This is a genomic window from Pseudomonas sp. P9_2, from assembly GCF_034008255.1.
Classification (GTDB): Bacteria; Pseudomonadota; Gammaproteobacteria; order Pseudomonadales; family Pseudomonadaceae; genus Aquipseudomonas; species Aquipseudomonas synxantha_A.
In genome coordinates this window covers 5,051,569-5,065,283 of the sequence record NZ_CP125376.1, presented here as the reverse complement: position 1 = coordinate 5,065,283, position 13,715 = coordinate 5,051,569, and the positions used below count along the sequence as shown (strand labels likewise).

Sequence of the window (13,715 nt, the reverse complement as noted above, 5' to 3'; positions counted from 1 at the left end):
GAGAGGCCCAAAAGTAAGCAAAAGGCCTTCGCCCCACCACTCGGCACCTCGCTGTGGCTCGGTGTGCCCGTAATCCGCCATGGATTTGGGGGGCCGCCGCCACGCGCCATCCATGGCGCGGGGCGGCTAAACCGGCATCCCTGCCGGTTTACCCCCCAAATCCCTGTCGAATTCCGGCCAGCGTGGTTTGACGGGGCGCCTGAGATCAAAAGCAGATCAAGAGCGGCTCGCTTCGCATCGTGGTTACTGATGGTTGCTACGTCAGAGTTGTGTAGATACCCATGCTGCGATAGCGGTGTATCAGAAGCAAATGCGCCAGCTGACCCACCGCAATCGCAGGCAAGCCAGCTCCCACATTTGATCTTCATTGCCTGAAGGGTCGGTGTCAGGGTTTGGTTGCCAGCTCTTGCAGGTGATCCATCAACGTCTGCGGCTTGAGCACCAGCACGTCACTTTCCACCGCATCCAGCACCACCTCCGCTGTATTACCGATCAACGCCCCCGAAATCCCGGTGCGGGCCACGGTGCCGATGATGGTCACCGCCGCGTGCAGCTGATGGGCCATATGCGGGATCAGCACATCGGCCGGGCCTTCCTTGATATGCAGGTGCCTGTCGTCCACGTCGAACTCGTCCTGGAATGCCTTGCATTGTTCGCGATAGCGCGCCTCGATGGTTTCCTTGAGCTGGAAGGTCGGGTCGGCTGCCGACAGCATCGGCGACGGGTGGGCGCTGATCACATGCAGTTGCGCCTTGGCCAGGCTGGCGATATCAAAACCATGGTCGATGATCGCATTGTGCAGTGAGCGGTGTTCGCTGTCGGTATTGCCCACATCGATGGCCGCCAGAATCACTCCGCCCGCCCATGGCGTAGCGGTCTTGACCAACAGCACCGGCGTGGGGCAGTAGCGCAGCAGCTTCCAGTCCGCCGGCGTCAACAGGGCTTTTTTCAGCGGGCTGTCGGGAAAATGCTGTTTGATCACCAGGCCGCAGCCTTCGGCTTGCTGCACCTCGATAATGGTGTCATGCAGGCTGTCGTTCCACGCCTGTTCGGTGGTGACGCTGTAACCGTCGTTCTTTAAACCCTCCTTGAGCACACTCAACAGCGCCGAATGCTCGTGTTTCTTGTCGCAGACCAGCAAATGCAGGTGCGCGTCGGTCACCCCGGCAATCAGCTTGGCACGCTTGAGGGCCAGGCTTTCCGAGTGTTCGGGCTCGATGACCACCAGGATGCTGCGGATGGCTTGCATGATCGGGTTCTCCAGGAAGGGGCATGCAACAACTATAGTTGCTGCCCGCCAGACGTCATGTTGATGCACATCAAGGCCGGTGGCTGGTGGTCTGCGGCGGGGTCGGTATAATCGGCGCCCTTTTGTGATCCTTTGCCCGTGAGCCCGATGAACCTGCCCGAAATCCATGAATTCCTCGGCTGCCGCACCCCCGACGCCTGGGTCCAGGCCGCCCTGGCCGATCAGGACACCCTGCTGATCGACCACAAGAACTGCGAATTCAAAGCCGCCAGCACCGCCCTGAGCTTGATGGCCAAGTACCACGGCCATGTTGACCTGATCAATATGATGTCGCGCCTGGCCCGCGAAGAACTGGTGCACCACGAGCAAGTCATGCGCCTGATGAAAAAGCGCAAGGTCGAACTGCGCCAACTGCACGCGGGCCGCTATGCCTCGGGTTTGCGCAAGGTGGTGCGCAGCCATGAGCCGGTCAAGCTGGTGGACACCCTGGTAGTCGGTGCTTTTATCGAAGCACGCAGCTGCGAGCGTTTCGAAGCATTGGTGCCGCATTTGGACGAAGAGCTCGGCAAGTTCTACTTCGGTTTGCTCAAAAGCGAAGCCCGGCACTTCCAGGGTTATTTGAAGCTGGCCTACCAGTATGGCGACGCCAAGGACATTGCCCAAGTCATCGAACGGGTGCGTGCCGCCGAGCAGGAACTGATCGAATCACCGGACATCGAGTTCCGCTTTCACAGTGGCGTGCCAGCCTGAGGCCACCGCCACGCCGATCAAGGCGGTGATCCCGGCGAGCAGCAGAATCACCGTTTGCGTGCCCAACGGCGCTGCCAGCACGGCGATCATCAGGCCTGCCAAGGGCTGTGGCAGGTTGTTGAGCAAGGTGATCACGCCTACCGTCTTGCCGAAATCCTGCACCGGGATCACTTTTTGACGGGTGCTGCGCAGGTACACGTTGAACATCTTGTCAAAGCCCGTCACCAGCAAAAAGCCCACGGCATACGCCCACACACCGGGGCTGACGGCGGTGATCAGTGCGCCGACTGCAATCATCGAATACGACAGCCCACCCATCACTTTCAACGGCAATGACGAGCGCGCCAGGTAAAACAGAATCCCGATGGTGACCAGCGCGCCGGCGGCTTGCAGCAGGGCGTAGGCATCCTTGTCGGCGGCGTATTGGCCGGTAACCATGGCGGCCGAGGTGGCCAGTGTGACCCCGATAATCAGGTTCACGCCGACGGCCAGAATGATGATGCGCTTGAGTTCCACCAGGTTGCGGATGTGGCCAAACGCGGTGCGCAGCGGTTGCAGCCAGATACCCGGGGGCTGCCCATGGCTTTGCAGGCTCACCGTGGTGTTGCGCTGCCAGATCAGCATTGCCAGGTCAGCGAGAACAAACAGTGCGGCGATGGCCAGCACCACCCAGGGCCAGGCCCAAACCTGCAGCATCAGCGCTGCCAGCAACGGCCCGAGCACCAGGCCGCTCTGGTCGGCAATCTGCGAATAGGACAAGGTCTTGGCGTAGGTGTAATGCTGGAAGACATGCGGCATCACCACCTCCCGCGCCATGATGCCCTGAGTGGTCAATACCCCGCACAACGCGGACAGCATCACCAGCCAATGGATCCCGTCGAACAGCCCATACAGCGCCACCGCCACCACGCAGGCCAGCGCGCGATACACCTGGCTGATATGCAGAATGCGTACGGGTGAAAACCTGTCGCACAAGGCTCCGCACACCGGAAATGCCAGATAGCGCGGCAGCGATTCGACAAAAAACGCCAGGCCCGCCCACGACACACTTTGCGTGGTCTGGAACACGATCAGCGGCACGATGAACAGCAGGATCTGGTCGGCCAGCCGCGAGAGGAACAGCGAAACGAAGAACGCCAGGTAATCCTTGCGCATACAACTCCTTGTGAATGGCGTTAAAGATTGCAGGCTATTTGTTAAAAACTCTTAAAAGCATGAAGCTTCATCGGCTCGTACTGGCCAGCTGCTTCTGTGCGCCTGCTTGCCACCTATAATGCGCGCACTTCAATCTGCGTTTCTACACTGAGAACTTATGGAAAACCTGGGTCTGGGCAAGGTCCTGCTCGTTGAGGACGATGAAAAGCTGGCGGGGCTGATCGCGCAGTTCCTGTCGCAGCATGGTTTTGAGGTGCGTGTCGTGCACCGGGGCGATGAAGCCCTGGCAGCGTTCCTGGACTTCAAACCCAGGATTGTCGTGCTCGATTTGATGCTGCCAGGCCAGAGCGGGCTGCATGTTTGCCGCGAAATTCGCACTGTGTCAGACACGCCCATCGTGATCCTGACAGCCAAGGAAGACGATCTGGACCATATCCTGGGCCTTGAGTCCGGGGCTGACGATTACGTGATCAAGCCGATCAAGCCGCCAGTGCTGCTTGCGCGTTTGCGTGCGTTGCAGCGCCGCCAGGTGCCCGAGCCCGCGGCGCGGGGTGCCCTGGAGTTCGGCCGCTTGTCGATTGATCGCAGCTGCCGGGGCGTCAGCCTGGGCGGTCAGACCATCGACCTGACGACCATGGAGTTCGAGTTGCTGTGGTTACTGGCCAGCAGCTCGGGCAAGATCCTCTCGCGCGATGACATCCTCAACCGTATGCGTGGCATTGCCTTTGATGGCCTCAATCGCAGCGTTGACGTCTACATCAGCAAATTGCGCGGCAAGCTCAACGACAACCCACGCGAGCCGGTGTGCATCAAAACCATCTGGGGCAAGGGTTACCTGTTCAATCCGTTCGCGTGGGAGGTTTAGATGCTGCGCTTGTATCTGCGCCTCTATGTGATCCTCGCGCTCGGCCTGGCCGGGTCGGTCTGGCTGGTCAACTATGGCCTGGACGCTTACATGCCCGAGTCCAACGAGACGTATAACCGTGAAGCCTTGCGCGGCCCGGCGTGGGCCCTGGTGGAACAATTGCGACCGGTACAGGGAGAGGCGCGCCAGGCACGCCTGGATGAGCTGCAGCCGCATTATGGCTTGCGCCTGAAACTGGTGCAGCGCGACGCCCAGCACCTGAGCGAGCGCGAACAGAAACTCCTGGCGAGTGACCAAGTGGTGGTACGCGAGGATTTTATGAAGTTCCTGTCAGCGATTGACGGCGGCCCGCAATTACTGGAGATCCAGCTGCCGGAAGAACCCAAATGGCTGTACTTGTGGGCTTATGGCTTTCTGGGCGCAGGCCTGGCCATCGTCCTGTATTTCTGGGTACGCCCGCACTGGCGTGACCTGGAGCATATCCGCCTGGCGGCGCAACGTTTTGGTGACAATGACCTCGGCTCACGCATCCTGTTGCCAAGGCGTTCCACCGTGCGCGAACTGGCCGGGCACTTCAACCAGATGGCCGAGCGTATCGAGAGCCTGATCGCCAACCAGCGCGAACTCACCAACGCCGTATCTCATGAGCTACGCACGCCGATTGCGCGCTTGTCGTTTGAACTTGACCAACTGCGCCAGCAGATCGATCCAGGCCAAAGCAGCGAGTTGATTGCCGATATGTATGCCGACCTCGGCGAGCTGGAAGAAATGGTTTCCGAACTGTTGACCTACGCCAGCCTGGAGCGCGGTGCCACCCAGGTCACCCGCGAGAACATCGAAGCCCACAGCTGGCTCGACAGCGTGATCGGCAGTGTGGCCCTGGAGGCCGAAGCACAGGGGGTGCAGTTATCGCTGCGTACCTGTGAGGTCGACTTTATCCGCATCGAGCCACGCTTTATGGCGCGGGCGGTGATCAACCTGCTGCGTAACGCCATCCGTTATGCCGATCGCCGCGTGGAAGTGTCGCTGGTCAAGTTCGGCAACGGCTATGAAGTACGGGTCAATGACGATGGCCCAGGCGTGCCGCTGGAGGGTCGCACCAAGATCTTCGAACCCTTCCTGCGCCTCGACGCCAGCCGCGACCGCCGCACGGGAGGGTTTGGCTTGGGCCTGGCGTTGGTCAAGCGCGTCAGCCAGTGGCATGGCGGGCACGTGGAAGTGCTGGATTCGGAGTGGGGCGGGGCGTCGTTTCGGATGACCTGGGCGTATGCCGAGTAACACCTTTTGAATACCCCCCTCCCACATTTGGATTGGGTTACCAATTTGAATCAGAAGGTGTATTCCACCATCCCCATCACCGACGTCTGCAAGCGGCGCTCCACAATCGGGCTCTTGCCCGCTTTATCCGCCAGGTACTGCACATCCAGCAGCGTCGAGAACTGTGTGTGCTCGCTGATTGGCAAGCTCCACGTAAGGTTCATGCCATTGCTGATATTGCCGCCGCTGGCCTTATATCCCTTGAAGCGGCTGCGCGCGGCTTGGCCGGTGGTCACGCCGTACCAGTTCTGCAGGTAGTCACGGTCACCAAAGTGGCTGTTGATGGCAGCATCGACGGAACCGAAGCGCCCCTCATACAGATTGGTACCCAAGCTCAACTCCACGTGGGTAAAAGCCTTGCCGGTGTCCTTGTGTTTATCTTTTTCAAGCGCATGTTCCAGGGTGGCACCGATGATCACGCCGCCGAGGTTGTAGGCGGCACTCACCCCCAGTTGCGGGCGTGATTTGATCTCGCCCATGCCTTTGAGGCGTTTGGAACCGGCATGCATGCTTTCGTTTTTATCCTTGCGCGAATCGCTTGCGCCAATGTATGCGCTGAAGCTCAAGGCATTGCCTTCGTAACCCCAGCCCAGGCCCGTATCAGTGTCGAGGAAGACGCCCCAAGGGCTGATGATTTTGCCGCCCAGCACAGGCGCCGTCATGCGTTCGTCGCTGCCACTGTAGCGGGGGGCGTTGGCTATGCCGGCCTTGAGGCTGTATTGCCAGTCTTCGGCAAGCGCCGTGTCGGCGGCGGCAAGCAGGCACAGTGAGGTCACTGACAGGCACAGGTTTTTTGCGTGCATCAGGTGTTTCTCCAGGTTAGAAATTCAAGGGTGTGTGGGGGGACTGGGTGCGTTTGAAGGAATAACCCGAAGCGCTCAGCCCGTTGACCTGGCGGCTGACGGTGTCGCCCAGGCCGTAGCCGGTGCCGGCGAGTACCGCGTGGGCGTTGTCGACCGGCAGCAGGATGTAGTCAGTCAGTGGCTCGTCGTGCAATTGGCCGCGGATCACCAGGAAGCCGTCTTCCAGGCGCACGCTGATACCGCTCAACGGTGCGTCGGGTTCATGGCTATTGAGTACCTGATAGGTGCCGATGGTGTCGGCCCAAGCCGTAGACAGGGTCGGCGGCTCGATGCGCTCACCGATGGCAATGCGTTGGCCGTGGCTGCGGGCCGTGAGCATCTGCCGGCCTTGTACCGTCACTACATCAAGCTGGATGCGACCCAGGTCGCCCAGGTCCTTGAGCCAAAAACCCATGACCTTTTTCTGCGCACGCAGCCAGCCCTGGTCATCGCGTAGCAAGTCGAAGGTGTAGCCGGCCAGTTCGCCGGCCAGGCGCTCACGGTCATCCTTGATACGGAATATGCCCCAGGGGGTCGCGTAGAACCCTGCCAGGCGCTTGCGGTCGACGGCCGCTGGCACGTGGCGCAGTTTCAGACCGTGGCTGGGAGCCCGGCAGTCGTCGGCGCAGGCGCGCTCGCCGGTGTGTGCCTCAAGCATCAGGCGCAGGCTGTCGGTGGCCAACGACACCACCATCTCTTCGGCATTGCTGTCGTTGGCCATGATGATCACGGCCAGTTGCTGGTCCGGCAGCAGGGTCAACTGGGCGGCAAAATCATCGCCGCCGCCGCTGTGCTGGTAAGTACGCACCCCAGGGGTAATCGGCTCGTCACCGCATGGCGCCAGAAACCAGCCCAGGCCCATCTGGCAGTCAAAATCCAAGGCGTTGCCGGTGTTTTGCTGGGTGAACATTTGATCTATTGAAGCGCTGCCCAGCACGCGGTTGCCCTTGTAGGTGCCTTTGGCAAACAACATCTGCACGTAGTGACTCAGATCCTTGGGGCTGGCCCACAGGCCACCGGCGGCAAGGTCGCGTACCTGGGCGTCGGTGCTGGCGTTGCCGTCCTCATAACCCAGGGCGCGAAAGCTCAATTGCGCACCGGTGCCGAGGAAACTGGACTGGTTCATATGCAAGGGGGTCAAGAGGCTGCTTTGTAGCTGGGCTTCGAAGCTTTTGCCGCTGCTGCGCTCGATGGCGGCACCCACCAGCGAGTAGCCGAGGTTGGAATAGGCCACCTGAAAACCGGGCGGGCTGCTCAGCCATACGCCCGACACGCGCATCGGCATCTGCCCCATGGCATAGGTGCTGTGCAGGTCACGCAGGTGCTCACTGGGCAGGCCGGATTGATGGCTGAGCAAACGCCGTAACGTGATGGCGCGATCTGCTTCGGCCTGGTCGTCATGAAAGCGCGAGCGTACGTAAAACTCACGCAGGGTTTGCTGGATCGGTGCATCCAGTGCCAGGCGCTGTTGCTCCACCAACTGCAACGCCGCCGTGGCGGTGATCAGTTTGGAAATCCCCCCGGCGCGAAACGCCGTGTTGGGCGTCACCGGCACGCCCTGGGCCTTGTCGGCCAGGCCAAAGCCTCGGGCCCAGATCAACTCCTGGCCATTGACCAGGGCAATCGACAAGCCTGCCACATTTTCCCGGACCATCTCCCGGGGTATGCGGGTTTGCAGGTAACGGATGATCGCGCCGTAATCGCCTTTTTGAATCGGCGGCGGAGCAGGCGGTTGCGAGTGGCAACCGATACTGCTCAGCAGGCAACCCAATAGCGGAATACCGCGCAGTCTGCGAAACATCAAGAGCACCCGAATGATGATTTGGATGCTGGAATGCTAGGGCGGCGGGGGCTGAGAATCTTTGATTGCTTTGTCGGGAAACTGTCAAAGATTGTTAACGGCCAACTGTAGGCGCGAGCTTGCTCGCGCCTACAAGATCAGGGCATCAATGTGGCGATCAGTGCCCGAATGGTCCCCGGCAATGCCTCCAGCTCGCGCACCAGAATGCTGCGCTCGCGAATCGCCCAAGGCTCGTCCAGCTTCACCGTCACCAACTGCATGGTGCGGCTGTGGCGCTGGGCGGCGGACTCGGGAATGATCCCGATGCCCACGCCGGCCTCGACCATCCGGCAGATCGCCTCGAAGCTCGACACCTGGATGCGCAGCGACAACTGCTTGCCCAGGCGCTCGACATGTTCGCGCAGGAAACTCAGCAGCGTGCTGCCTTCATGCAGGCCGATATGCTGGTAGGCGAGGGTTTGTTCGAGGGTGACCGAAGGCTGATCGGCCAAGGGATGCCCGACGGGCACCATCAGCACCAATTCATCCGTACTGAAATGCAGAACTTGCAAACCCGCCGCTTCCACGGGGCCGGCAATAATGCCCATGTCGCTGGTGCCATCGAGTACGCCGCGCACGATGTCCCGAGACAGGCGCTCCTGCAGGTCGACGGTCACGCCTGGGCGCTGGGACAAAAAGCCCGCCAGCACTTCCGGCAAGAACTCGGTGACCGCCGTGGTGTTGGCGAAGATGCGGATATGCCCGGCTGAATCCACGCCGTATTGGGTGAACTCGCTTTTCAGGTAATCCACCTGACGCATGATCAATCGCGCATGGTGCAACAGGCGTTCGCCCGCCGGGGTGATCTCCACGCCACGACTGTCGCGGTACAGCAGGCGAGTATCGAGCTGACCTTCCAGGGCCTTGATCCGCGCACTGGCGGCAGCCGGCGACAGAAACGCGCGCCTGGCGCCCTGGGTCAGGCTGGGGGATTCGGCGATATGGATAAACAGGCGCAGGTCGGCGAGATCAAAGTGCATGCAAGACTCCCGGTACAGGGTGGCGGCGTTCAGCATAACCGAACGCTGGTTTATTGAAATGCAAATTCTCAGAACGGGCAGTCCCTTGCATGATCGGCAGCAGACACCCACTGCCTGAGGATCTGCACCCGATGAGCGCCACTGATTGGATCGGCCGAAGCGAGACCGCCCACGACCACCTGAGCCATAACCTGCTCAAGCGCATCGCCGCCACGTTCGGTGAAGGGGTGCCTGCCGACGGTGCAGCCGTACCCGCATTGTGGCAATGGTGCTTTTTCCAGGACCCGCTGCCGGAGTCGGCCCTGGGCAGCGATGGCCACCCGGCGCGCGGCGGGTTCCTGCCTCCGGCCGATAACCGTAATCGCATGTGGGCCGGTGGGCGTATCGAGTTTGTGCACCCGCTGCGGGCCGGCGAGGCGGCGACCCGCGTGTCGACCATCACTCAGGTCGAAGAAAAGACCGGTCGCACCGGTTCGCTGTTGTTTGTCACGGTGCGCCACGACTATTCCCAGGCCGGGCGCCTGGCGATCCGCGAGGAACAGGACATCGTCTATCGCGAGCCCACGCCGCCCAAACCCGGCAGCGGCGATGTTCTGGTTCGGGGCGAATGGACAGAAGCGGTGGAACCGACACCAACCCTGCTGTTCCGCTACAGCGCCGTGACCTTCAACGGCCACCGCATCCATTACGACTATCCCTATGTCACCGCCACTGAAGGCTACAGCGGCTTGGTGGTGCATGGCCCACTGATCGCCACCTTGAGCCTGCGTGCGTTCTGCCGGGCGCACCCTGAAGCCACGCTGCGCCGTTTCATCTATCGCGGCGTGCGCCCGTTGATTGCACCGCAGCCGTTTGAAGTAGGCGGGCGCATCAGCGCAACCGGCGTCGCAGAACTTTGGGCTGGCAACGCTGAAGGTCTGGCGCAGACCGCCCAGGTGCATTTCGAATAACCCAAGAACAACAGGCGGAGAGCCGCGCATGAACCCCAATGACAACGAAGAACTCAATGCTATCCGCGAAGGCGTGCGCGCCTTGTGCGCCGAGTTCGATGCCGCCTACTGGCGCAAGATCGACGAAGACAAAGGCTTCCCCGAAGCCTTCGTCAAGGCCCTGACCGCTGCCGGCTGGCTGTCGGCAATGATCCCCGAAGAGTACGGCGGTTCCGGCCTGGGCCTGGCCGAAGCGTCGGTGATCCTCGAAGAGGTCAACCGTTGCGGCGGTAACTCCGGCACCGTGCATGGCCAGATGTACAACATGTTCACCCTGTTGCGTCACGGCAGCGCGGCGCAAAAGCGCTTCTACCTGCCCAAGCTCGCCAGCGGTGAACTGCGCTTGCAATCAATGGGCGTCACCGAGCCCACCACGGGCACTGACACCACCAAGATCAAGACCACCGCGATCAAACGCGGCGACAAGTACGTGATCAACGGTCAGAAAGTCTGGATCTCTCGAGTGCAGCATTCCGACCTGATGATCCTGCTGGCGCGCACTACGCCCCTGGCCGAGGTGAAGAAAAAGTCCGAAGGCATGTCGATCTTCCTGGTCGACCTGCGCGAGGCCATCGGTAACGGCCTGACCGTGCAGCCCATCGCCAATATGGTCAACCATGAGACCAACGAGCTGTTCTTCGACAACCTGGAACTGCCGGCCGACAGCCTCATTGGCGAAGAGGGCAAGGGCTTCAAATACATCCTCGATGGCCTCAATGCCGAGCGCACCCTGATCGCCGCCGAGTGCATCGGCGACGGCCGCTGGTTTATCGAAAAGGCCAGCGTCTATGCCCGCGACCGCGTGGTATTTGGCCGGCCCATCGGGCAGAACCAGGGCGTGCAATTCCCGATTGCCGAAGCGCATATCGAGATCGAAGCCGCCGACCTGATGCGCTGGCGTGCCTGCGAGGAATACGACAGCGGCAAGAACGCCGGGGCCAGCGCCAACATGGCCAAGTACCTGGCGGCCAAGGCGTCGTGGGAAGCAGCCAACGCTTGCCTGCAAACCCACGGTGGCTTTGGTTTTGCCTGCGAATACGACGTGGAACGCAAATTCCGCGAGACGCGCTTGTACCAGGTGGCGCCGATTTCCACCAACCTGATCCTGTCCTACGTGGCCGAGCATCTGCTCGAACTGCCACGCAGTTTCTGAGGGCCTGAGCATGCGTCATACCCAAGCCCTGTGCCAATTCCTCGCTGATCTGACCTACTCGCAGTTGCCCGAGCACGTACTGGATCGCATCGAGGAGCTGTATCTGGATTGGCTCGCCTCGGCGCTGGCCAGCCAGGGCGCACACCCGATTCCCCTGTTCGAGCGCTATGCGCAGACGATGGGGCCCGGCAGCGGCCCGGCCCAGGTGATCGTCAGCGGCGCCAGCAGCAGCGCGTATTTTGCGGCACTGGTCAACGCGGCATCGTCGCACCTGGTGGAGCAGGATGACCTGCACAACAGTTCGGTGCTGCACCCGGCCACGGTGGTGTTTCCCGCCGCGCTGGCGGCCGCCCAGGACCTGGGCAAATCGGGTCGCGATCTGTTGCTGGCTGCGGTGGCCGGCTATGAAGCCGGGATTCGCATCGGCGAGTTCCTGGGCCGCTCGCACTACCGCATCTTCCACACCACGGCCACCGTCGGCACCCTGGCGGCGGCGGTCGCCGTGGGCAAATTGCTCGACTTCAACCAGGAACAGTTCATCAACCTGCTCGGCAGTGCCGGCACTCAAGCGGCAGGGCTGTGGGAGTTCTTGCGCGATGCCGCCGACTCCAAGCAACTGCACACGGCCAAAGCCGCAGCGGATGGCTTGCTGGCGGCTTACCTGACAGCCGATGGATTGACCGGTGCGCGCAATATCCTTGAAGGCGATCAAGGCTTGGCGGCGGGCATGTCGAGTGATTCAGAACCGAGCAAGTTGTCGGCTGACTTGGGGAGCCGCTGGGCGCTGGTGGAAACTTCGTTCAAGTTCCACGCTTCCTGCCGCCACACCCATCCCGCTGCGGATGCGCTACTGGACGTGATGCAGCGTGAAGGCTTGAGCGCGGCGCAGATCTGCCGAGTGGAAACCCGCGTGCATCAAGGCGCAATCGATGTGCTTGGCCGGGTGACGGTGCCGGCCACCGTGCACCAGGCCAAATTCTCCATGGGCACCGTGCTTGGCCTGATCGCGGTGCATGGCGAAGCCGGGTTGCCCGAGTTCCATGAACTGGCGTTGACCGACCCTGCGGTCGCGGCCTTTCGCGACAAGGTCAGCATGACCCTCGATCCCGAGGTCGATAGCGCCTATCCGCAACGCTGGCTGGGCCGCGTCACCGTCACCACCACCGATGGCCGCACGCTGCACGGCGCCATCGACGAGCCCAAGGGCGACCCGGGCAACACCCTGAGCCGCGCCGAACTGGCGGATAAGTTCCAACGCCTGACTCACTTCAGCGGCGCCCGTACCTCCGCCCAGGCCAGTGGCCTGATCGAGCAGGTATGGAACCTGCGTAACACCGTGTCCATGGCCCATTGGCTTTGAGGAATTTGTCATGAGTAATCAACGACCGCTGGACGGCATCACGATTGTCAGCCTGGAACACGCGATTGCCGCGCCATTCTGTACCCGCCAATTGGCCGATCTTGGCGCCCGCGTGATCAAGGTCGAGCGCCCCGGTGCCGGTGACTTTGCCCGGGGCTATGACGAACGCGTGCGCGGCCTGGCATCGCATTTCGTCTGGACCAACCGTTCAAAGGAAAGCCTGACCCTGGACCTCAAGCAGAACGAGGCGGGCGCCATCCTTGAAGCGCTGCTGGCCGATGCCGATGTGCTGGTGCAAAACCTTGCACCCGGCGCGGCGGCGCGCATGGGCTTGTCGTTCGAGGCACTGCATCAACGTTTTCCAAGGCTGATCGTCTGCGATATTTCCGGCTATGGCGAAGGCGGGCCCTACGAGAAAAAGAAAGCCTACGACCTGCTGATCCAGAGCGAAGGCGGCTTCCTGTCGGTGACTGGCGGCCCGGGTGATGAGCAGATGGCCAAGGCCGGTTGCTCCATCGCGGATATCTCCGCGGGCATGTACGCCTACAGCGGCATTCTTTCGGCGTTGCTGCTGCGGGGCACAACCGGCAAGGGCAGCCGTATCGATGTGAGCATGTTGGAAAGCCTGGTGGAGTGGATGGGCTACCCGATGTATTACGCCTTCGACGGCGCGCCGCCGCCCCCGCGTGCGGGCGCAGCACATTCGACGATTTACCCCTATGGGCCGTTTCCCACCGGTGATGGCGGCACGGTGATGCTCGGGTTGCAGAATGAGCGCGAGTGGGCGGCGTTCTGCGACAAGGTACTGCTCACTCCAGCGCTGGCGACGGACGAACGTTTCAGCGCCAACTTCAAGCGTTCGGCCAACCGCGAGGCGCTGCGCCAGATTATCGTGGACAGTTTTGCCCGGTTGGACGCCGAGGCGGTGATTCAGCGTCTGGAGGATGCGCAGATCGCCAGCGCGCGGGTCAACGATATGCAAGGCGTATGGGCCCACCCTCAACTCAAGGCCCGCGACAGTTGGCGTGAAGTCGACAGCCCGGCCGGGCCGTTGCCCTCGCTGCTGCCACCGGCGCGTAACGCCGCGTTTACCCCGCGCATGGATGGTGTGCCGGCGCTGGGGCAACACAGCCAGGGCATTCTCGACCAGCTGGGTTATTCCGGTGAAGCCATCGACAGCCTGCGTGCGCGCGGCGTTATCTGATCAGGAAGTGT

The 13,715-nt window shown here is 61.7% G+C and carries 12 protein-coding genes; 7 read left to right on the top strand and 5 right to left on the bottom strand.

The window, feature by feature from the left end; translation table 11 throughout:
• Positions 1 to 385: 385 nt before the first annotated feature.
• Positions 386 to 1,249, bottom strand: a complete 864-nt coding sequence (locus QMK52_RS22505) for a universal stress protein (protein WP_194440578.1) — start codon at positions 1,247 to 1,249, stop codon at positions 386 to 388.
• A 147-nt stretch (positions 1,250 to 1,396) separates the two neighbouring features.
• On the opposite strand from QMK52_RS22505, the gene QMK52_RS22500 reads away from it, so the two are divergent.
• Entirely contained in the window at positions 1,397 to 1,999 is a 603-nt protein-coding gene (locus QMK52_RS22500) for a tRNA-(ms[2]io[6]A)-hydroxylase (RefSeq protein WP_005787889.1), read from the top strand.
• On the opposite strand, the gene QMK52_RS22495 is transcribed toward QMK52_RS22500, so the two are convergent.
• Positions 1,955 to 3,154 carry an MFS transporter gene (locus tag QMK52_RS22495; RefSeq protein WP_320403446.1) on the bottom strand — a complete coding sequence of 400 codons (1,200 nt, stop codon included), beginning with the start codon at positions 3,152 to 3,154 and terminating at the stop codon, positions 1,955 to 1,957. The genes QMK52_RS22500 and QMK52_RS22495 overlap by 45 nt on opposite strands.
• Positions 3,155 to 3,311: 157 nt before the next feature.
• Between QMK52_RS22495 and QMK52_RS22490 the strand changes: the two genes are divergently transcribed.
• Together QMK52_RS22490 and QMK52_RS22485 are read left to right on the top strand one after the other, a co-directional pair.
• The gene (locus QMK52_RS22490; protein WP_194440580.1) at positions 3,312 to 4,019 is read left to right on the top strand and encodes a response regulator; all 708 of its coding nucleotides are present in this window, start codon (positions 3,312 to 3,314) and stop codon (positions 4,017 to 4,019) included.
• Positions 4,020 to 5,297, top strand: coding sequence for an ATP-binding protein (locus QMK52_RS22485; protein WP_320403445.1), 1,278 nt, complete (start codon positions 4,020 to 4,022; stop codon positions 5,295 to 5,297).
• A gap of 50 nt (positions 5,298 to 5,347) precedes the next feature.
• Here QMK52_RS22485 and QMK52_RS22480 read toward each other — a convergent pair whose 3' ends face one another.
• The 3 genes from QMK52_RS22480 to QMK52_RS22470 all read right to left on the bottom strand — a co-directional run bounded on the left by QMK52_RS22480 (position 5,348) and on the right by QMK52_RS22470 (position 8,998).
• The gene (locus tag QMK52_RS22480; protein WP_320403444.1) at positions 5,348 to 6,139 is read right to left on the bottom strand and encodes a MipA/OmpV family protein; all 792 of its coding nucleotides are present in this window, start codon (positions 6,137 to 6,139) and stop codon (positions 5,348 to 5,350) included.
• 16 nt (positions 6,140 to 6,155) lie between these two features.
• On the bottom strand, positions 6,156 to 7,979 hold the full coding sequence (locus QMK52_RS22475; protein ID WP_320403443.1) for a serine hydrolase domain-containing protein: 1,824 nt from the start codon (positions 7,977 to 7,979) through the stop codon (positions 6,156 to 6,158).
• 137 nt (positions 7,980 to 8,116) lie between these two features.
• Positions 8,117 to 8,998, bottom strand: a complete 882-nt coding sequence (locus QMK52_RS22470) for a LysR family transcriptional regulator (RefSeq protein ID WP_005787897.1) — start codon at positions 8,996 to 8,998, stop codon at positions 8,117 to 8,119.
• A 131-nt stretch (positions 8,999 to 9,129) separates the two neighbouring features.
• Between QMK52_RS22470 and QMK52_RS22465 the strand changes: the two genes are divergently transcribed.
• Genes QMK52_RS22465 through QMK52_RS22450 form a run of 4 tightly spaced genes read left to right on the top strand, consistent with a single transcriptional unit; the run spans position 9,130 to position 13,704 of the window.
• Complete coding sequence (locus QMK52_RS22465; protein ID WP_005787900.1) at positions 9,130 to 9,948, top strand: MaoC family dehydratase N-terminal domain-containing protein; 819 nt, start codon at positions 9,130 to 9,132, stop codon at positions 9,946 to 9,948.
• 28 nt (positions 9,949 to 9,976) lie between these two features.
• A complete protein-coding gene (locus QMK52_RS22460; RefSeq protein ID WP_005787901.1) occupies positions 9,977 to 11,140 on the top strand; it encodes an acyl-CoA dehydrogenase family protein in 1,164 nt (387 codons plus the stop codon).
• A 10-nt stretch (positions 11,141 to 11,150) separates the two neighbouring features.
• Positions 11,151 to 12,500: an MmgE/PrpD family protein gene (locus QMK52_RS22455; protein WP_320403442.1), complete on the top strand. Its 1,350-nt coding sequence runs from the start codon at positions 11,151 to 11,153 to the stop codon at positions 12,498 to 12,500.
• Positions 12,501 to 12,510: 10 nt separating this feature from the next.
• A complete protein-coding gene (locus QMK52_RS22450) occupies positions 12,511 to 13,704 on the top strand; it encodes a CaiB/BaiF CoA transferase family protein (RefSeq protein WP_005787903.1) in 1,194 nt (397 codons plus the stop codon).
• Positions 13,705 to 13,715 lie beyond the last annotated feature (11 nt).

What these genes read in the sequence shown, in the direction of transcription:
- QMK52_RS22505 (WP_194440578.1), bottom strand. Translation starts at nt 1,249, where the DNA reads ATGCAAGCCATCCGCAGCATCCTGGTGGTCATCGAGCCCGAACACTCG.
- QMK52_RS22500 (WP_005787889.1), top strand. Translation starts at nt 1,397, where the DNA reads ATGAACCTGCCCGAAATCCATGAATTCCTCGGCTGCCGCACCCCCGAC.
- QMK52_RS22495 (WP_320403446.1), bottom strand. Translation starts at nt 3,154, where the DNA reads ATGCGCAAGGATTACCTGGCGTTCTTCGTTTCGCTGTTCCTCTCGCGG.
- QMK52_RS22490 (WP_194440580.1), top strand. Translation starts at nt 3,312, where the DNA reads ATGGAAAACCTGGGTCTGGGCAAGGTCCTGCTCGTTGAGGACGATGAA.
- QMK52_RS22485 (WP_320403445.1), top strand. Translation starts at nt 4,020, where the DNA reads ATGCTGCGCTTGTATCTGCGCCTCTATGTGATCCTCGCGCTCGGCCTG.
- QMK52_RS22480 (WP_320403444.1), bottom strand. Translation starts at nt 6,139, where the DNA reads ATGCACGCAAAAAACCTGTGCCTGTCAGTGACCTCACTGTGCCTGCTT.
- QMK52_RS22475 (WP_320403443.1), bottom strand. Translation starts at nt 7,979, where the DNA reads ATGTTTCGCAGACTGCGCGGTATTCCGCTATTGGGTTGCCTGCTGAGC.
- QMK52_RS22470 (WP_005787897.1), bottom strand. Translation starts at nt 8,998, where the DNA reads ATGCACTTTGATCTCGCCGACCTGCGCCTGTTTATCCATATCGCCGAA.
- QMK52_RS22465 (WP_005787900.1), top strand. Translation starts at nt 9,130, where the DNA reads ATGAGCGCCACTGATTGGATCGGCCGAAGCGAGACCGCCCACGACCAC.
- QMK52_RS22460 (WP_005787901.1), top strand. Translation starts at nt 9,977, where the DNA reads ATGAACCCCAATGACAACGAAGAACTCAATGCTATCCGCGAAGGCGTG.
- QMK52_RS22455 (WP_320403442.1), top strand. Translation starts at nt 11,151, where the DNA reads ATGCGTCATACCCAAGCCCTGTGCCAATTCCTCGCTGATCTGACCTAC.
- QMK52_RS22450 (WP_005787903.1), top strand. Translation starts at nt 12,511, where the DNA reads ATGAGTAATCAACGACCGCTGGACGGCATCACGATTGTCAGCCTGGAA.